General features: G+C 66.0%; 17 protein-coding genes. 10 read left to right on the top strand and 7 right to left on the bottom strand.

Going from position 1 to position 18,909, the window contains the following annotated elements; all coding sequences use genetic code 11:
- The 6 genes from ON44_RS20010 to ON44_RS19985 form a co-directional block, all read left to right on the top strand.
- A partial coding sequence (locus tag ON44_RS20010) for a putative type IV secretion/conjugal transfer ATPase (RefSeq protein WP_051182219.1) occupies window positions 1-2,038 on the top strand: 2,038 nt, incomplete at its 5' end.
- Between the two features lie 160 nt (window positions 2,039-2,198).
- Window positions 2,199-2,507: a transposase gene (locus ON44_RS20005; RefSeq protein WP_040692310.1), complete on the top strand. Its 309-nt coding sequence runs from the start codon at window positions 2,199-2,201 to the stop codon at window positions 2,505-2,507.
- A 46-nt stretch (window positions 2,508-2,553) separates the two neighbouring features.
- Window positions 2,554-4,236 carry a peptidoglycan DD-metalloendopeptidase family protein gene (locus ON44_RS20000; protein ID WP_040692281.1) on the top strand — a complete coding sequence of 561 codons (1,683 nt, stop codon included), beginning with the start codon at window positions 2,554-2,556 and terminating at the stop codon, window positions 4,234-4,236.
- Window positions 4,237-4,430: 194 nt separating this feature from the next.
- A complete protein-coding gene (locus ON44_RS19995) occupies window positions 4,431-4,955 on the top strand; it encodes a hypothetical protein (protein WP_157187228.1) in 525 nt (174 codons plus the stop codon).
- Between the two features lie 48 nt (window positions 4,956-5,003).
- Window positions 5,004-6,827: a type IV secretory system conjugative DNA transfer family protein gene (locus ON44_RS19990; protein WP_040692278.1), complete on the top strand. Its 1,824-nt coding sequence runs from the start codon at window positions 5,004-5,006 to the stop codon at window positions 6,825-6,827.
- A 73-nt stretch (window positions 6,828-6,900) separates the two neighbouring features.
- Window positions 6,901-7,287, top strand: coding sequence for a DUF4913 domain-containing protein (locus ON44_RS19985; RefSeq protein WP_245567240.1), 387 nt, complete (start codon window positions 6,901-6,903; stop codon window positions 7,285-7,287).
- A gap of 68 nt (window positions 7,288-7,355) precedes the next feature.
- Here ON44_RS19985 and ON44_RS19980 read toward each other — a convergent pair whose 3' ends face one another.
- Window positions 7,356-7,910 carry a hypothetical protein gene (locus ON44_RS19980; protein WP_040692276.1) on the bottom strand — a complete coding sequence of 185 codons (555 nt, stop codon included), beginning with the start codon at window positions 7,908-7,910 and terminating at the stop codon, window positions 7,356-7,358.
- Window positions 7,911-8,366: 456 nt separating this feature from the next.
- Window positions 8,367-9,182 carry a peptidylprolyl isomerase gene (locus ON44_RS19975; RefSeq protein WP_040692274.1) on the bottom strand — a complete coding sequence of 272 codons (816 nt, stop codon included), beginning with the start codon at window positions 9,180-9,182 and terminating at the stop codon, window positions 8,367-8,369.
- A 193-nt stretch (window positions 9,183-9,375) separates the two neighbouring features.
- Between ON44_RS19975 and hisS the strand changes: the two genes are divergently transcribed.
- The 3 genes from hisS to ON44_RS19960 all read left to right on the top strand — a co-directional run bounded on the left by hisS (window position 9,376) and on the right by ON44_RS19960 (window position 12,740).
- Window positions 9,376-10,653 carry a histidine--tRNA ligase gene (hisS, locus tag ON44_RS19970; RefSeq protein ID WP_040692304.1) on the top strand — a complete coding sequence of 426 codons (1,278 nt, stop codon included), beginning with the start codon at window positions 9,376-9,378 and terminating at the stop codon, window positions 10,651-10,653.
- A gap of 42 nt (window positions 10,654-10,695) precedes the next feature.
- Window positions 10,696-11,352 (top strand): hypothetical protein, encoded by a 657-nt coding sequence (locus tag ON44_RS19965; protein ID WP_051182217.1) that lies wholly within the window; start codon window positions 10,696-10,698, stop codon window positions 11,350-11,352.
- Window positions 11,353-11,729: 377 nt separating this feature from the next.
- On the top strand, window positions 11,730-12,740 hold the full coding sequence (locus ON44_RS19960) for a malate dehydrogenase (protein ID WP_040692299.1): 1,011 nt from the start codon (window positions 11,730-11,732) through the stop codon (window positions 12,738-12,740).
- 20 nt (window positions 12,741-12,760) lie between these two features.
- On the opposite strand, the gene ON44_RS46920 is transcribed toward ON44_RS19960, so the two are convergent.
- Window positions 12,761-13,156, bottom strand: coding sequence for a DUF4267 domain-containing protein (locus ON44_RS46920; RefSeq protein WP_051182216.1), 396 nt, complete (start codon window positions 13,154-13,156; stop codon window positions 12,761-12,763).
- 58 nt (window positions 13,157-13,214) lie between these two features.
- Here ON44_RS46920 and ON44_RS19950 point away from each other — a divergent pair, with 58 nt between their 5' ends.
- Complete coding sequence (locus tag ON44_RS19950) at window positions 13,215-13,661, top strand: MarR family winged helix-turn-helix transcriptional regulator (RefSeq protein ID WP_040692295.1); 447 nt, start codon at window positions 13,215-13,217, stop codon at window positions 13,659-13,661.
- Here the strand turns inward: ON44_RS19950 and ON44_RS19945 are convergent.
- The 4 genes from ON44_RS19945 to ON44_RS19930 form a co-directional block, all read right to left on the bottom strand.
- Window positions 13,654-14,733 carry a 2-oxoacid:ferredoxin oxidoreductase subunit beta gene (locus ON44_RS19945; protein WP_040692272.1) on the bottom strand — a complete coding sequence of 360 codons (1,080 nt, stop codon included), beginning with the start codon at window positions 14,731-14,733 and terminating at the stop codon, window positions 13,654-13,656. The two genes, ON44_RS19950 and ON44_RS19945, sit on opposite strands and share 8 nt — an antisense overlap.
- Window positions 14,733-16,658, bottom strand: coding sequence for a 2-oxoacid:acceptor oxidoreductase subunit alpha (locus ON44_RS19940; RefSeq protein ID WP_040692270.1), 1,926 nt, complete (start codon window positions 16,656-16,658; stop codon window positions 14,733-14,735). The genes ON44_RS19945 and ON44_RS19940 overlap by 1 nt, the downstream gene beginning before the upstream one ends.
- An 83-nt stretch (window positions 16,659-16,741) precedes the next feature.
- Window positions 16,742-17,758, bottom strand: coding sequence for an Rv2578c family radical SAM protein (locus ON44_RS19935; RefSeq protein ID WP_040692268.1), 1,017 nt, complete (start codon window positions 17,756-17,758; stop codon window positions 16,742-16,744).
- Between the two features lie 31 nt (window positions 17,759-17,789).
- Entirely contained in the window at window positions 17,790-18,794 is a 1,005-nt protein-coding gene (locus ON44_RS19930; protein ID WP_040692266.1) for an NAD-dependent epimerase/dehydratase family protein, read from the bottom strand.
- Window positions 18,795-18,909 lie beyond the last annotated feature (115 nt).

The following is an 18,909-nucleotide window of genomic DNA, read 5'->3' as shown; positions in this document are numbered from 1 at the left end:
CGAGCGGCGGGCGCGACCCGGCGCCGCTGCCGCGGACGGTGGCCGTGCCGATCGGCCGCATCCGGACCGCGGGCGCATCAGGCCCGAAAACGGCCGCGGTGAGCGGACTTCGACCGAGCGTGGACGTCCCGACGGCGCCAGGACCGCTCGCCCGCGCGATGGCGCACCGCAACGACCGGCACGGGGGGAACGCGTGGCACGACCGGAACGCAATGGCTCGCGGACGAGTCGCGAGGCACAGCGCGCGGCCAAGATCGACTACACCGCCGACCGCGCCATGGGCACCCCGCTGATGGATAAGGCCGCCCGTCGCGCAAAGGCGAGGTCGGACAAGCGCAAACAGTCGGGTCCGGCGCTGCTCGACGATGCGACCAGGGCCAAACTCGAGCAGATCAGCCGTGAGGGCACCGGCCTGCGGGCGGCCTTCGCGACCTTCCGGATCCGCACCGACGATATCCGCCGCCGCAATTACGCGGCCCGCGCCGAACAGGTCTTCGAAGACGGATTCGACCGCAGCACAGCCCAACTCACCGATCGCGGCTATATGGGTCCCGGCGGTGGCCGGATGAACGTCGTGGGCCGCCCGGTCGAATATCGGGCCACCACCGCCCAGGTGGCGGGTCTGTGGCCGTGGTCGGTCGGCGCGGGTGCGCCGTTGATCGGCACCCCGCTCGGTTCGCATCTGCATACCGGCGCCCCGGTCTGCTTCGACCCGATGAATTGGTTCCTGCGCGGCAGCTTCATCACCGCGCCCAGCCTTTTCGTGCTGGGGCTCAACGGTTTCGGTAAATCCTCGCTGGTGCGCCGGATCGTGCTCGGCGGGATCGCGCAGGGCATCACCCCGCTGATCCTGGCCGACGTGAAACCGGACTACCGCAAGTTGGTCGAACTGGTCGGCGGCCAGGTGATCGATCTCGGTTACGGCCACGGCAAGCTCAACCCGCTCGCCGCCGGTGTGCTCGGTTCGGTCGTGCCGATGCTGGACGAGTTTCCGGCACTGCAACTTCAGGTGCTGCAGGATCTGCGCGCCCGCCAGGTCACGCTCATCGCCGGTCTGGTCGAGCTCGTACGCGGCGCACGGGTGCGCGACTACGAGGAGACGCTGATTGCCACCGCACTGCGCATCCTCTACCGACCGGGCAGCGGTTATACGCCCGACCAACCGCCCATCATGGAGAACCTGCTCGAGGTGATCGTCGCAGGCGGTGACGAATTGCAGCTCGACGCCGGCGCCGACGATCCGAACGAATACCAGGTGGCCATCAAGGGCCTGCGCCGCTCGCTGCGCGCCCTGACCCAGGGCCCGTTCGGCGCGATCTTCAACGGGCAGACCACCGTTCCGATCGATACCAGCGCGGTCGCGGTCTGCATCGACGTATCCCATATCCCCACCGGCGATAAGAAGCTCAAGGCCGCGGTGATGCTGGCCTGCTGGGCCGACGGTTTCGCCTCGGTGGAGGCCGCGCATGTGCTCGCCGACGCGAAACTCGGCCCGCAGCGCTATTTCCAGGTAGTGATGGACGAGCTGTGGCAGGTGCTCGGCCTCGGCGACTTCATGGTCGACCGGGTCGATGAGCTGACCCGTCTGCAGCGCACCATCGCCACCGCGCTGATCATGATCAGCCACACCATCAAGGATCTGCAAGCACTGGGATCGGAAGCCGCCATCGCGAAGGCGCTGGGCTTCCTCGAACGCGCGCGCGCCAAGATATTCGGCGCGCTACCCGGCGAGGAGATCAAGCGCCTGGACAGCGTGGTTCCGTTCACATCCGCCGAGGAGGAGATGGTGACCGGATGGTCCGCACCGCAAGCGCTGACGGGCGAGGCGCTCAAGCCTGGTCAGCTGCGCCCGTCGCCGCCGGGTACCGGCAAATTCCTGCTGAAGATCGGTGAGGATCGCCGCCCCGGCATCCCGTTCCATATGGAATTCACCTTGTCCGAGAAGGAGAGTGGGATCCACGAAACCAACCAGCGCTTCTCCGAGTTCACCGAGTCGACTTCGCGTGGTGGCGATTCCCCCAGTGGGAGTGCCGCATGAGGGGGCTCGCGCCGCTTGCGACTGCTCGCGGGTCGCTCGAAACAACGCCGCTTGCGACTGCTCGCAGGTCGCTCGAAACAACGCCGCTTGCGACTGCTTGCAGGTCGCTCGAAACAACACAGGTTTCGAGACCGGTGGATGGCTGTGGGAGGTGGGGCGCATGATGCCGCACCGGTCCTATCGGAGAGTGTCGCCGGAAGTGCGCAAGGCTGCGGTCGAGCAGGTCATTGCACTTACCGGCAAACTACGCAGCGAATCGGAGGCCTGCCGGGTGGTCGCCGAGCAGATCGGCGTGCATACCAACTCGGTACGCAACTGGGTGCGCGCCGCCGAGGGACCGAGTCTCGAGCGCCTGGACGCGACGGCGCTGCGCCGCAAAGTCGCTCTGTTACAACAACAATTGGCCGCCGCCGCGGAGATGAACCGCACCCTGGCCGACACCCTCAACGAATCTCGGCGGCAAACGTGAACTTTTTCGGTTCGGTCCGCGGCCGTTCGGCACTGCCGGGGATGCGGTGACCGGGCGGACCCTCCTCTACCTGGCGCTGACGAGCGTACTCGGGTTGATGACCCTGGTTGTCGTCATCGTGATGCCCGCCGTGGACGACGCCTGCGAGGGCACTTCGGTGCTCGTATCGTCGACTGTGCTGGCGCCGCTCGGCGGATACACACCGGGTAATTCCCGCGTCGCGGGCAGCCCCACTTCCATGAGTACGACCGGCAATCCGACTGCCACCCAAGCCCATTCGACCGCCACGGGTGCGCCGTCGCTGGCCGCGGGCGTCGGCCCGATCCGCCGGACGCTGCCGCTGGCCGCTGGCACCTTCACCGTTTCGGACGTATTCGGCGCGCGCGGCGGCACCCATAAGGGCGTCGACTTCGCCGCGGCCGACGGCACCACCATCTATTCGGTGTCGGATGGACGCGTCGTAGCGGCCGGTCCCGCTTCGGGTTTCGGCAACTGGATCGTCGTCGATTCCGTCGACACCAACGGCCGCGCATATTCCGCGGTGTACGGCCATATGTGGGACAGCGGCGTGCATGTGCACGTCGGCGATACCGTCGTCGCCGGTCAGCCCATCGCGCAGGTCGGTTCGGCGGGTGAATCCAGCGGCCCGCATCTGCATTTCGAGATCGTGCCGGGCGGACGCTTCACCGGTGGTCGGCAAATCGACCCGCTGCCCTGGCTCGACGGCGCACCGACCCCGGATGTCGGTGGCGCGCAGGCCTTCTCGTCCGATCCGCGCTGTAACCGCGGCTTCGGCACCGCGGGGGGTGCGTTGGCCGCGGGCAAGGTGCCGCAGGAACTCGAGATCTGGTATCGCCGTGCGGGTTCCATCTGTCCGCAGATCACCCCGTCGCTGCTGGCCGCACAGGGCAGGCAGGAGTCCGGATTCCGGCGCGGCGCGTCCTCTCCCGCAGGCGCGCAGGGTCTGGCCCAGTTCCTGCCCGGCACCGCGGCCAGTATCGATCCCGATGACGGTCAGCCCTATGTCATCGATGCCGACGGCAATGGCGTCGCGAGCGTATGGGACGACGGCGACGCGATCATCGGTCAGGGCCGTTATATGTGCGCGCTCGCGCACAAGATCACGGCGTGGGAGTCCCAGGGCCGCGTGCAGGGCGATGTCGTCGCACTGACCCTGGCCGCTTACAACGCCGGCGAGGGCGCGGTACTCGCCTCCGGCGGTATGCCGAACCAGGTGGCCGCGCACTACGCAGAAACCCAGCCGTACGTCGCGAATATCCTTTCGATGGAACCGCAATACCGCGCGCAGGGTTCCACTGGCCGCTTCACCCCGCAGGAGGGGGCGGGCGGCGTTCAGGTCGTTCAGGCGGCGCAGCAATGGCTCGGCACGCCGTACGTCTGGGGTGGCGGTGGCCCGCAGGGACCGAGTGGCGGCGGCATGGACGGTCCCGGCCTCACTTCGGCCGCGGTGTTCTCGGCATCGTCGGGCACGGTGACCTTGCCGCGGACCGCCGAACAGCAGTGGGAGGCGGGCGTCGAAGTACCGCTGAGCAAGCTGCAACCCGGTGATCTGGTGTTCAGTTCATTCGGTCCGCGCGGCCCCGCCGAGGTCGGAATCTATTCCGGCAACGGCCGAATGATCCAATCCAGGCCCGCCGCGTACGGGCATTCCAGTGGCGTGACCGAGGTCGCGGTACCGGGCGACGGCCGCGGGAGGAGGGTGCTGTGACGACAATCGATACCGCGGCCGGCGAACACGCCGAAGCACGTGCGGCGATTGGACCGCGCAAGTGTCGGTCCCGGCGGTTAGCCTTGAATAACACGGCGGCGCGAGCGACGGACCCGGAGGCGGTAGCGGAGCGTGACCACGAAGGGGCCCGCGAACGCCGCATATCGAACACTGCACGCGCGAAACTGGTGGTGATGCTGGTGGTGAGCGTCGTGATGTCGGTTGCGGGGTGCGCCGGCTCGGATCGGGAGTCGGGTTCCGGTGCGCCGCAGCCACCCACGTCCACGACCCGATTGCTGGAGGGTGTGCCCGCACCCGATCCGGTGACGCCCGACGGCGTCGCGGTGGCCGCGCTGAAGGAGATCTACTCCTGGCAGCCCGCCACCGAGGCCCAGGGCGCCTCGCTGTCGCGCGCGCGGAAATGGTTGGGCCCCAGCCTGATCCGCATGCTGGACAGCACGCCGACCGGAATCGAGACACCGAAAGCGACGCTGCAGTGGGCGGACTGGGCCAAGGCGCAGGCACATATCGAAGCCTTCACCTTCGCATCGGGTGAGCGCCCGCCCGCGAGCGCCGATCCGAACGTCCAACAGTTCAAGATCGGGATCGAGCAAACGGTCGTCTACCCGAACGGGCGCAAGGAATCCCTGCCGCCCGCGACGGTCATCGCGACCGTGGTGCGCACATCGGAAGGTTGGCGGCTCGACGCCTTCCGCTGAACCCGCACCAGCGACAACCACATAGCTAGGTCCTAACAGGAGGCAGACATGGCGAAAAAGAAGAAGGTGCAGGATCCAGCCGCGGTCGGACCCGATATCACCCTCTACATGATCTACGCCGGTTTCGCGACTCTCGGAACCCTGTGGATCGCCCTGCATCTCGGCAACGCGATGGCTGTCACCCCGCAGGACGTTCCGGTCAACCCGATCGCGATCGTCGCCGATCTGGTCAGGGGGAAACTGCACTGGCCACGCGCCTCCACGGTGATCGTGCTGCTCGTCATCGGCGCGATCGTGGCCTATGTGGTGGTGCGCAAGCGGCTTGCCGCACGCCGATCGGTCGGTCGGCTCTCCGTGGACGAGAAGGCCGATGTGATGGGCAGCGGCAGCGCCATCAAATCGCTTACCGAGGCCGGGGTGCGGTCGAAGGCCGAAATGCTCGGTGTCAGGCTCGGCTACAACGACAGCCCGGGTGTGCCGATCGGCGTCGGTATTGCCGATGGGGTGATGCTCTATGGCTCGTATGAGGATCTGCACTTGGACATCTGGGGTCCGCGCCAGGGCAAATCGACCTCGCGGGTGATCCCGGCCATCCTGACTGCCATCGGACCGGTCCTGTCCACCTCGAACAAGCGGGATGTGGTCGATGCAACCCGAGATGTGCGCGAGGCCAAGGGAAGTCGTACCTTCGTCTTCGACCCGCAGGGCGTCGCGGGGGAGGAGCCGACCTGGTTCTGGGATCCACTTGCCTGGGTGGACGCACATCACGATGGTGCGGAGATGCGGGCCGCGCGGCTGGCCGGACACTTCGCCGATGCCGACAGCGGTTCCGATGCCAAGGGTGATGTGTTCTTCGATCCGGAGGCCGAGGATCTGCTCGCCGGGCTGTTCCTGGCGGCCGCGCTCGGTGGTCGCCCGATCGTCCAGGTCTGGGACTGGGTGACCAATCCCAACGACTCCGAACCCATCGAGCTGCTGCGCAATTCGAGTAAGCACTACACGGCCTCGGGCCTCGCGATGCAGTACAACGCCGACCCGCGCACCAAGAGCGGCATTTTCGGCACCGCGAAGAAAATGATCCGCTGCCTGCAGCTGTCCAACGTGCACCCGTGGATCCTGCCGGGCGATAACCGCATGCAGTTCGACGAACTCGAATTCATCGAGAACAACGGCACGCTCTACAGCCTCTCGCTCGAGGGCCGCGGTTCCGCGGCGCCGCTGGTCAGTGCGCTCACCGAGGCCGTTGTCGATGTGGCCATGCGCAAGGCCACGCATTCGCCCGGCGGACGGTTGCCGATCCCGATGCTCGCGGTCCTGGACGAGGCGGCGAATGTGGTGCGCTGGAAGGATTTGCCCAAGCAGTACAGTCACTTCGGTTCACGCGGCATCGTGGTGATGACGGTGCTGCAGTCCTGGGCACAGGGTGCGCGCTGCTGGGGTGACGACGGCATGCTGGCGCTGTGGTCGGCGGCCAATATCAAGGTGCTGGGTCCGGGCGTCGACGATATGAACTTCCTGCGCGACCGTTCCGAGGCGATCGGCGAATACGACGCGATCTCGTCCTCGGTCTCGGAATCCAAAGGCGGCAAGAGCTATTCGCGTTCACTCGGCTCGTCCAAGACATTCACCGTGAACGCGCTTGCGACCCTGCCGCAGGGCCGCGCGATCGTCTTCACCTCCGGCCAGCCCGCGGTGCTCGTGCGTACCGTGCCCTGGTGGGAGGGCGACTACGCTGACGACGTGAAGAAGTCGATCTCGCACCATCTTCCGGGGCGTAAGACCGAGATCGCCGACCTGTTCGGCTCGCCCAATCTGACCAAGGCTGCTCCGCCACCCGAATACGGTCAAATCGAGGAGGTTCGGCCACTGTGACCGAGCGTAGCGAGGGAACCATAGACACCGCACGGCCAGTCACAGCGGAGCCGAGCGTCAGCGAGGTGGAGCTGTGACGGAACAGCAGCAACAGCCCATGATCTACAGCAATGTGGTGGACTTCGTCGAGAACTACCTCGGCCTGGTGTACCGGCGTCAGGTCACCGATATCAGTGAAACGGTGTGGTGCCCGGAGTGGTGGAAGCATGCCGAGGCGGTGGCGCGACTAGATGCGCTCTGGCGCGCATGGGAGCACTATCGGCTCGAGCCGAGCACCGGATTGAGCATCTGGTTCCTCGACCATGCGGATCCGCATATGACCAAACTCTTCGATCCCCGCGGACCGTTCAAGTACTGCAGTGTGCGCAACGGCCACAAGGACATGCTGAGCCCACTGCCGCTGAAGTCCCCCACCCAGGGGCTTTTCGGTGATCCGACCATCGGCGATTTCCGCGTCTGAGGAGCCGAAAACGTCGAAACGCCCGCTGATTTCAGCGGGCGTTTTCGGTTTACGGCGTTGGGAGCCAGTTACTGGCGGACGCGCTCCAAACCGCGTGCGTCTTGTTCCCGACCTCGTGCGGCGGCCGCGCGGGCGGCTTCGTCGCGAATGCGTACGGCCTCTTCGGGCGGTTGCCCCTGACCTACCTCGATGAGCATCCGGATCGCCGCGAGTTCCGGTGCGATACCGATGCGGGCGAGATGCGCGGCGATGGCCTGCCGACGCTCCTGGGAGTCGTAACGGATGAGCGGTTTGGACTGAGCCGACGCCGTCGCGGCCATTCGACTGGCCTCGGCCTGTGCGGAGAAACGATCCTTCTCCAATGAAATACCCTTGGCTGGAACCGATTTCTCGACCATCCTGGCCAGTTCGAGATTGCGTGGGTCCTTCGCCTTCGCGTCACGGGCCTCACGGATCTGCAGTTCCCGGGCCTCCTTGATGCGGGCCTCGGTGACCTTGACGCGGGCTTCGGCTTCCTTCTGACCACGCTCACGGGTCCGCAGTGCGACCAGGGTCGCAAGCTGCAATGCGGTCTTCATCATGGCCGCGGTTTCCCGGCCGATGTCGTCCAGTTCCTCGGACATGGCTGCTCCCCGATGCTGCAGTGATCACTATGGATGTTGTGGTGCTTCGTCACGGACGCCGCCACGTCGAACTGTAGTCCGCCGCGCCGGTGCCCCGCCTGCAAACGTGGACACCCAGAGAACTCGTGGCGTGGCATTCCCGGTTGGGATCGTCCGGCAGGGGATGACTACGCTTCGCGTTCTCCTTTATTCGAGATTACCCGAGAAAGCTCGGCGCCAACCGTCTGGGCGTGCCGCTTAACAGCATATATCGCACAATTCCGGCGGGTAGGGGAAAGCTTCGGAGGATCTCCGGCCTTAGCACACCCTAACCGGACGATTAGGGCCGCCTACCCTGGCTTGTTCGGGGAGGTAGTTCGGGCCCGCTGCGCATTGTGCGCAGCGGGCCCGGACGAAGCGAGTATTCGGATCGGGCGTGTCGTAGCGACTGCTTGCAGGTCGCTCGAAAGGGCCGGCTCAGTCGATGCGGACCGACTGGATGGTTACGGGGAGATTGGGCTTGCCGTCGCCCTGTCCGTTGGAGTTGTCCTGACCGCCTGCTGCGATCTTGTCCAACGTGCCCATGCTGTCCGGATCGACGGTGCCGAAAATGGTGTAGTTCGGCGGCAGTTGTGAATCGCCGTAGACGATGAAGAACTGACTGCCGTTGGTGCCGCCACCGGTGACAGGATCGGGTCCCGCGTTGGCCATGGCCAGCGTGCCGCGCTTGTAGTCCATGGGCTGCTGCAATGCGGGATCGGCGGGGTTGTACCGATTGGTCGGGTACTCGTTGTCGAACTGGTAGCCGGGACCGCCGGTGCCGGTGCCGGTCGGGTCACCGCACTGCAGCACCTTCAGGCCCTCGTCCGCGGTCATGCGGTGGCAAATGGTGTTGTCGAAGTAGCCCTGACCGGCCAGGCTCGCGAAGCTGTTGACGGTGCACGGCGCCTTGGCATTGTCCAGGGTGAGGCCGATGGGGCCCTGAGTGGTATCCATGCTGACGCTGAGACTCGCATTGTCGCCGGTGTTCTCGATGCCGCTGGTGCGCGGCTTGTTCACCTGCTTATCCGCGGGCTTCTGACTGTCGCGGTAGTCACAGCTGATGGCCGCGGGCTTATCGTCGCTCTTGGTCAGGAAGTAGACGCCGACGGCCGCTGCCGCCACGACCACCACGCCGAGCGCCGATCCGGCGATCATGAGTCGCTTGCGCTTGCGCGCCCGATCGGCCCGGTTGGCCAGCTGGCGCTCCAGCTTGCGTTTCGCCGCTGCCCGTCGCTGTTCGTTGCTCGGCACTACCACGTTCCTCCCGTATCCGTTACGTACGGCACAGGATTGTGCCATCTATTCCTGAGACTGCTCAGCAGGCCATTTCGACCAGTCGTGACGCCGTATAACGGAGCTGATCCTTTCGAGCGACCTGCGAGCAGTCGCTAGCGTGGCAAACCGGTTGGACTTGATGGGCCGTAGTGGTGGAAACTGGACCATCGTGACCAAGACCAGCAGCTTCTCCGCCCCGAAGGGGGTTCCGGATTACGTGCCACCCGGTTCGGCCGAGTTCGTCGCGGTGCGCGACGGCTTGATCCGTGCCGCCCGACTCGCCGGGTACGGGCATGTGGAGCTGCCGATCTTCGAGGACACCGCCTTGTTCGCGCGTGGCGTCGGTGAATCCACCGATGTGGTGACCAAGGAGATGTACACCTTCGCCGACCGCGGCGAGCGCAGTGTCACGCTGCGGCCGGAGGGCACCGCGGGTGTCATGCGTGCGGTCATCGAACACGGGCTCGATCGGGGGCAATTGCCGGTGAAGCTGGTGTACTCCGGTCCGTTCTTCCGCTATGAGCGCCCGCAGGCCGGTCGGTACCGGCAGTTGCAACAGGTCGGCGTCGAGGCGATCGGTATCGATGATCCGGCACTGGATGCCGAGGTGATCGCGATCGCGGACGCCGGATATCGCGAACTCGGGTTGGATGGCTTCCGACTGGAGATCACCTCGCTCGGTGACGAGACCTGTCGTCCGCAGTATCGAGAGCTGTTGCAGGAGTTCCTATTCGGGCTGCCGCTGGACGAGGAGACCAAGCGAAGGGCGCAGTTGAATCCGCTGCGGGTGCTCGACGACAAGCGGCCCGAGGTGCGCGAGATGACCGCGAATGCGCCGCTGATGATCGATCACCTGTCGGAGTCGGCGAAGACGCACTTCGAGCAGGTGCTCGGGTATCTCGACGCGCTCGGCGTGCCTTACGTGGTGAATCCGCGGATGGTGCGTGGCCTGGACTACTACACGAAGACGACCTTCGAATTCGTGCACGACGGTCTCGGGGCGCAGTCGGGTATCGGCGGTGGCGGACGCTACGACGGGCTCATGGCCGAACTGGGCGGACAACCGCTGTCCGGCATCGGATTCGGACTCGGTGTGGACCGCACCATTCTGGCGCTGCAGGCCGAGGGCAAGTCGGCGGGCGATCCGGCGCGGTGCGAGGTCTACGGCGTATCACTCGGCGATGCGGCCAAGCAGCGGTTGGTCGTGCTCGCGGCACAGTTGCGGGCGGCGGGCATTCGGGTCGATCTGGCCTACGGCGGTCGAAGCGTCAAGGGGTCGCTGAAGGCCGCCGACAAGTCCGGCGCCAAATTCACCCTGGTCCTCGGTGACCGTGATCTGGCCGAGAACACCATCGGCCTGAAGGATATGGCCACGGGTGAACAGCGTCAGATCCCACTGGACGAGACGGTGGCCGCCGTCGCGACCGCTTTGCGCTCGGGCGAGTAGTACGGTGCCGGGATACACCCGCACCACGACGAATGGGCAGCCGTGCCTGTAGAGCCCACGAATCCCGGTGCATCCCAACCGGTTCCGTCGGTCGGACTCGATCTCGTCGCGCCCGAGACCTACGCACCCATGCTGCGGCGTCTCGCCCTCGCCGCGGTAGGGGTGGGTATCGGTGCCGCATTGCTCGCGGCGTTGCTGGTGCCGTGGTCGATCGCGATCGCGATCGGCCTCGTCGTCGCTGCGCCCACCGTCGCCTACGCCATCGCGCTGCGTCGTCGGCGGATGTGGTTGGCGGGGACCACGATTCACGCGCGGCGGGTGATCGGGGAGCGCCAGGTCGATATCGCGGCCGCCAACGGCGTCGAGGTCCTCGTCTTTCCGGCTCGTTTGAGCCGCATCGTCCTACGGGTGACCGCAGGTGTCGAGTCGCAGGTCGTGCCCCTCGCGATGTACACCGATGCGGGCAGCGGTCGCGAACTCCACCTGCTCGGCCTCCGCAAACTGGCCGACGCCCTGGCCGCCAGCGAACTCGCCGCGGCCGTAGCGGTATCGACCATGCTCGTCCACCAACTGCGCGCCGAGGCCCGAGATGCCGGACTGGAGGAGCGGCCGCTGTACCGTGCTGTTCGCCTGGCTCGGGCGAAGGATTATGTGTCGCCGATCGTCCTGACCGATCAGGAAGTCGCGGGACTGTGTTGATACGCGAGTTGAGTTGTGCGACTTACGAATCGGCCTGCCATGCGCGATTGCATGCGATGTGCGGTTGCGCAATGTTCTGAACAGCTGCATCGCAGCCGTTGTGGGTATCCCTGCGGCTGAGCGCAGTGCCGCGGTCGGGACAGTCCCGGGGCGGGGTTGGGTCGACCGCGGTGGCCCGGGACCCGGTCTTGACCGGGTAGTCGGGCAGGGGGCGACCGGACGGCCGAGGCCGCACCGTTGGCAGGGCGCTTGTTGTTAGCTGGGGAGGTTGGATGGGTGCGGCGGGGTGATTGTCGCGTAGCTCACCACTGGGGTTCGGGGGCCGTGAGAGTCGTTAGGGTGGGGATCGAGTGTCCGTCTATCGCAAGGAGTTTCTCGTGAGCACCGCTGCTCGGACCGCGCCCGTGACCGTTGCCGTGACCGGAGGTGCGGGGCAGATCGCCTACGGCCTGCTGTTCCGGATCGCGTCCGGTGCGCTGCTGGGGTCCGAGACGCCGGTACGGCTGCGGTTGCTGGAGATTCCGGCGGCGGTGGCGTCGCTGGAGGGTGTGGCGATGGAGCTCGAGGACGGTGCGTTCCCGCTACTCGAGTCGATCGATATCAGTGACGATCCGTGGGTCGGGTTCGCGGGCGCGAATGTCGCGCTGCTGGTCGGTGCCCGGCCACGCACCGCGGGGATGGAGCGCTCGGACCTGCTGGCCGCCAACGGCCCGATCTTCACCGAACAGGGCCAGGCGATCAACGCCAGCGCCGCCGACGACGTCAAGGTGCTGGTGGTCGGAAATCCGGCCAATACCAACGCCTTCATCGCCATGAGCAATGCCCCGGACGTCCCGGCCGAGCGATTCACCGCGATGACCCGCCTCGACCACAACCGCGCCATAGCGCAGCTGGCCAAGAAGACCGGCGCGCCCGCCGCCGATATCGCCCGCGTCGCCATCTGGGGCAACCACTCCGCGACCCAGTATCCGGATATCACCCACGCCACCATCGCGGGCCGCCCCGCCCATGAACTCGTCGACCAGGGCTGGGTGCGCGAGGAATTCATCCCTACCGTCCAACAGCGCGGCACCGCCATCATCCAGGCCCGCGGCGCCTCCTCGGCCGCCAGCGCGGCCAGCGGCGCCATCGACCACATCCACGACTGGTCTCTCGGCACCCACACCGACGACTGGACCTCCATGGCCGTCCCCTCCGACGGCTCCTACGGCATTCCCGAAGGCCTCATCACCTCGTTCCCCGTCACCACCTGCGCGGACGGCGAATACTCGATCGTCGATGGCCTGGAGCTCGACGAATTCTCCCGCGCCCGCATCGACGCCAGCGTCGCGGAACTCGAACAGGAACGCGACGCCGTCATCGACCTCGGTTTCGCCAAGCACGTCTGACTCATGTCCGTAGTCGTCGCTCAGGCTGCGGCTGTCGCGGAGCGACTCCTGCCGAGGGCCAGTTGACCCGCGGTGGCGAGATGAATGAGCGCGAGCACGCTGCCGCCGACCATCATGCCCGGAACTCCCTGGGTAGCGCCGATGGCGACGTCGCCGAGCTGTACCGCACCGGACACGGTCAGCAGCGGTAGGAGAGCCCGCTTGCGGCGGCTCGTCAGGCTGAACAGCAGTGCGGCGCCCAGCGGGATGGCACGGGCAGCGTAGGCCTGGGCATACAGATCGACACCGGGCGAGTCCGCGCTGCTGGTTATCGCCAGGGTTGGGTCGACGAGTGCCGCGACGCTGAATGCCACGGCGACACTCGCGCCGACCGCATTGACGATGATCGCGGATCTGGTGAGCTTCTCGTCCTGCATCGTTCACTCCCTAAATCGTTCAGACTCTGAATGGTTTAGGGTTAGTATTATGCTGGCTATGAAGAACGTCAAGGCAGAAAAGCTGCCGGAGACCATCACCTTCCGGCTCGGACTGCTGGGTGCGTTCCTGACCGACCGCTTCAGCGCCGATGTGTCGAGTCTCGGGCTCAAGCCGAAACATGCCGGAATGCTGAATGTGTTGGCGGCCAACGGTACGACATCGCAGATGGAGATGGCGCAGATACTGCGCGTCGCGCCGAGTCTGGTCGTCGCACTGGCCGACCACCTGGAGTCCCTCGGGGCCATCGAACGACTGCGGGATCCGGAGGATCGCCGCCGTCAAAACCTGAGCTCGACCCCCCACGGCCGTGCACTACTGCGTAAATGCCTCGACGCCGCACATGCGATCGACGCCGAGACCACCGCGGATCTCACCACCGCCGAGCGTGCCGACCTACACCGCATCCTCGGCACGCTCGCCGATCGGCTCGGCCTGCCTAGCTGATGGTCCAGGTTTCCGAACCATTGAGCAGCGATTGCAGCGAATCCTCTTGTACCGGTTTGCGTTCCCGCGCCATGGCGGTTTGGGTGCGAACCGCATCGTCGTAGGTGGGCCGGGTGACATCGCGGAAGATGCCGGTGACCACGTGGCCGAGGTCCTGGTCGGACAGGCGCGAGAGCGCGTAGGCGTACTCCGGATTGTCGGTGTAGGCGTCGTGCACGATGATCTCGGACTCTTCCACCTCGTCGGTGCGCACCACCGCGAGCCCGAAACCGGCACGTACCACGGCGAATTCGCCATCGGCGCCGAAACGGATCGGCTGACCGTGGTGCAGCGGGACGAGGCGGGATTCGGCATCGCCCTTGCGCAGCACGTCGAAGGAACCGTCGTTGAAGATCGGGCAGTCCTGCAGGATCTCCACGAACGAGGTACCGCGGTGTTCGGCGGCAGCGCGCAGCACCTCGGTGAGGCCCGCCCGATCGGAATCCAGAGCGCGCGCCGCGAAGCTGGCTTCCGCGCCGAGCGCGACCGACAGCGTGTTGAACGGATGGTCGACCGACCCCATCGGCGTCGACTTGGTGATCTTGCCCTCTTCCGAGGTGGGGGAGTACTGCCCCTTGGTGAGTCCGTAGATCCGGTTGTTGAACAGTAGGATCGTCATATTCACATTGCGGCGCAGGGCATGGATCAGGTGATTGCCGCCGATCGACAGCGCGTCACCGTCACCGGTCACCACCCACACCGACAGATCCGGCCGGGTCACCGCGAGCCCCGTCGCGATGGCGGGCGCGCGGCCGTGGATGGAGTGGATGCCGTAGGCCTCGAGGTAGTACGGGAACCGGCTCGAGCAGCCGATCCCGGAGACGAACATCAGGTTCTCCCTGCGCAATCCGAGTTCGGCGAGGAAGCCGCGCACCGTCGCCAGGATCACGTAGTCACCGCAGCCGGGGCACCAGCGCACCTCCTGATCGGAGGTGAAGTCCTTGACCTTCTGCGGCCCGTCCGCGGACGGCACTCCCGACAGTCCGGTGAGACCCAGATCGGTTCCGAGGAGCGAGGTTTCGACGATCGTCATCAGTTACCCCCAGCCGAGTACGTGGCCCGCGCCCGTGCCGCGAACGCCTTGTCGTGTTCCATATCTTCGAGCGACCCGTCCAGTGCCGCATCGATCACCCCGACGAGTTCCTGTGCGGAGAATGCCGTGCCCGCGATCTTCGTCCACGGTTGCACATCCACCAGATACTTTGCCCGCAGCAGCATGGCCAGCTGACCGCCGTTCATTTCCGGTGCGACCACCGTCCGATAGCTCCGCAGCACGGTGTCGAGGTTGGCGGGCAATGGATTCAGATATCGCAGATGCGCCTGCGCGACCGGGACGCCGCGACGGCGTGCACGCCGACACGCCTCGCCGATCGGCCCGAAGGAACTGCCCCAGCCGATCAGCAGGAGTTCGGCCCGCCCGTCCGGATCGTCGACCTCGAGATCGGGGACGGTGATGCCATCGATCTTGGCCTGCCGCAGGCGAACCATCAGTTCGTGGTTGCCGGGCTCATAGGAGATATTGCCGCTGCCATCAGCCTTCTCCAGTCCACCGATCCGGTGCGCGCGACCGGCGGTGCCCGGCACCGCGAGCGGCCTGGCGAGAGTATCGGGATCACGGGAGTAGGGCTGGAACGGCGTGCCCTCCTCGGCCTCGGGTTCGAAGCGCGGATCGATCGGCTCCTGTTCGGTGACCCGCGGAATCGACCACGGCTCGGAGCCATTGGCGATCGATCCGTCGGAAAGCAACAGCACCGGCGTGCGGTAGGTGAGGGCGATGCGGGCCGCCTCCACCGCGGTGGCGAAGCAGTCGGCGGGGGAGCGCGGCGCGAGTACGGCGACCGGCGATTCCCCGTTGCGGCCGTAGAGCGCCTGCAGTAGATCGGCCTGTTCGGTCTTGGTCGGCAGTCCGGTGGACGGTCCGCCGCGCTGCACGTCGACGATCACCAACGGCAGTTCCGTCATCACCGCCAGCCCGATGGTTTCGCTCTTGAGCGCCAGCCCGGGGCCGGAGGTGCTGGTGACGCCGAGCGCGCCGCCGAGCGATGCGCCGAGGGCCGCGCCGATGCCCGCGATCTCGTCCTCGGCCTGGAAGGTGGTAACGCCGAAATTCTTGTGCTTACTGAGTTCGTGCAGGATGTCGGAAGCGGGCGTGATCGGATAGGTGCCGAGAAAGACCGGCAACCCGGATAATTGCCCCGCGGTGACGAGGCCGTAGGCGAGCGCGGTATTACCGGTGATCTGGCGGTAGGTGCCCGGCGGCAGTTTGGCCGGGGCCACCTCGAAGGTGGTTGCGAAGCTCTCGGTGGTCTCGCCGTAGTTCCAGCCCGCGCGGAAGGCGAGCAGATTCGCCTCGGCGATATCCGGTTTCGCGGCGAACTTCTCGCGCAGGAAGCGTTCGGTGCCGCCGATCGGGCGCCCGTACATCCAGGACAGCAGGCCGAGCGCGAACATATTCTTCGCGCGTTGGGCGTCCTTCTTGCCGACACCGGTCGACTCGGTCGCGCCGAGGGTGAGTGAGGTCATCGGCACGCGGTGGACCACGAAATCGCTCAGTGTGTTGTCGTCGAGCGGATCGGTGGTGTAGCCGACCTTGCCGAGATTGCGTTTGGTGAACTCGTCGGTGTTCACGATGAGGGTGGCACCGCGCGGCAGGTCCTCCAGATTGGACTTCAGCGCGGCGGGATTCATCGCGACCAGCACGTCGGGCTGGTCGCCCGCGGTGAGGATGTCGTAATCGGCAATCTGGATCTGGAAGGACGAGACGCCGGGCAGCGTGCCCTGTGGCGCCCGGATTTCGGCCGGGAAGTTGGGCTGGGTGGCGAGGTCGTTGCCGAATGCGGCCGCCTCGTGCGTGAAGCGATCACCGGTGAGCTGCATTCCGTCACCGGAGTCCCCGGCGAACCGAATTACGACCTTTTCCAATTTCGCTGTGGCGACATCACTTTGGTCGGAAACCATATGCCTGCTTCACTTCCTCGTCCGATGGGAGGTGCCATTGGCCAACCTACTCCGCCGTGTGCGGGAATTGCTTGTGAAATGCTTTACGCGAACAGGGCCAGCTGCGTGTCGTTGGGCAGCGGTGTCGGGGGTTGTGTCTGCGGCTCCGTGGTGTGCTCGCGGGTGAGGCCGTGTTGCTGGAGCAGTGGTTGCACCCGCTCACGTAGCCAGGACGCATATTCCGGCGTCACATAGGCGCCGCGGCCATAGAGCTGGCGATAGCGGCGCACCAGCGCCGGATGCGCCTCGGCCAGCCAACTCAGGAACCAGCCACGGGTGGCGCCGCGCAGATGCATCGGGAATGCGACCACCGATACCGCCCCGGCCTCGGCGATCGCACCGAATAATGCGTCCAGATGGGCGCGGCTGTCGGTGAGATATGGAATCACCGGCGCGACCATCACATTCACCTCGAACCCGGCATCGGCCAGCGCCCGCACCATCTCCAGCCGCGCCCTGGGCGATGGCGTACCCGATTCCAGGCTGCGGTGCAGATCCATATCCAGGATCGCGATGGAGACCGCGATGTTCACCCGGACCTTGCGCGCCGCCGCCGTGAGCAGCGGCAGATCCCGGCGCAGCAGCGTGCCCTTGGTGAGAATGGAGAACGGTGTGCCGGAATCGGTCAGCGCGCGAATGATGCCGGGCATCAACCGATATCGGCCCTCGGCCCGTTGATACGGATCGGTATTTGTGCCCAGCGCGACCGGTTCGTGATGCCAGGACCGCCGGCCGAGTTCCTTGCGCAGCACCGCGGCGATATTGGTCTTCACCACGATCTGCGAATCGAAATCCCGGCCCGCGTCCAGGTCCAGATACTCGTGGGTGGGACGCGCGAAACAGTAGCGGCAGGCGTGTGAACAGCCGCGCATCGGATTGATCGTCCAATGGAACGGCAGATTCGACGCCTCCGGCATCTTGTTCAGCGCGCTCTTGCACAGCACCTCGTGGAACGTGATGCCCTCGAATTCGGGGGTCTGTACGGTGCGCACGAAACCCGCCCGGTCGAGACCGGGCAGGGCGCCGTCGTCGGCATCCAGGGTTTGGCTTTGCCACCGCACCCCATCAGTCGAACATGTGTTCTAAAGAGTGTCAAGCGATCTGTCGGGCGTCAGGTGCGGTGAGCTGCTTCGGATCGGTGAAGAAGGTGACCAGGTCGCGCACGGTCTCCTCGATGGGCCTCGGCTGATAGCCGATTTCGCGCTCGGCCTTGCCGTGGTCGACGATCGGGGCGGAGACCAATGCGCCGAGTGCCGCCTTCGATACGATATCGGTCTTGAGCAGTTTGCCGATCGGTTCGAGCACCGGAATCAAACCGTTGACGACCTTGGGCGAGATGGAGAACTTCGGACCCTTCTTGCCGCCGCACTCCGCTGCGGTGCGACACAGGTCGAGCATGGAGATCATCGAACCGCCGAGCAGGTAGTTCTCGCCGGTCCGGCCTCGCTCGCCGGCCAGGATCAGGCCCTTCGCGACGTCGCGGACGTCGACCAGATCGAAGCCGCCGCCGATCATCGCGGGTACCCGGCCTCGGGCGGCGTCCTTGAGAGTGCGGTTGATCCTGGACAGCGGGGTGCTGTAGTCGAGCGGGCCGAAGACGCCGGTGGGATTGCAGATTACCGCGTCCAGGCCCTGTTCGATCACCTTGCGCAGTTCGATTTCGCCCGCCCATTTGGAGCGGTCGTAGACGGGCAGGCCGGGATCGGTCGAGCGCACCGAGGTCTCATCGATGCGGCCGCCGCAGGTGTACTGGTTGAACGCGTGAATGGAGCTCGCGTGCACCATCCGGCGCACGCCCAGATCCAGGGCCGCCTCGGCGACGACGCGCACACCCTCGGTATTGACCTTCCATGCCAGGTCGTGCTGCTCGGCCAGGGTGATCACGGCGACGAGGTGGTAAACGATCTCCGCGCCGGCGAGCACGGTGCGCATGGATTCGGGGTCGAGCACATTGCCGGAGACCCAGGTGACGCTCGGGTCCGTCCGCTGCTCCGGAACGACGCGATCGATTGCTGTGACCTCGTGTCCTCGTTCGACCAGCAGGCTGAGCAGATTCGTGCCAAGGTAGCCGGCTGCGCCGGTCACTGCGACCTTCATGTGATCGAGAATATAGAACTTGTTCTAATTTGCAACCTGTTCCAGTTCCGTTCCGGCGGCCGCGTTGGGCTCGAAACTTGCCGGTGGGGTCCGCTATATTGAGCGCAACCGCAGC

Origin of the sequence: Nocardia vinacea NBRC 16497 (assembly GCF_000308835.1) — a bacterium.
In the GTDB taxonomy this organism is placed as follows: Bacteria; Actinomycetota; Actinomycetes; order Mycobacteriales; family Mycobacteriaceae; genus Nocardia; species Nocardia vinacea.
The sequence above is the reverse complement of the archived record's forward strand: the minus strand, read 5'-3'. Positions and strand labels throughout refer to the sequence as shown.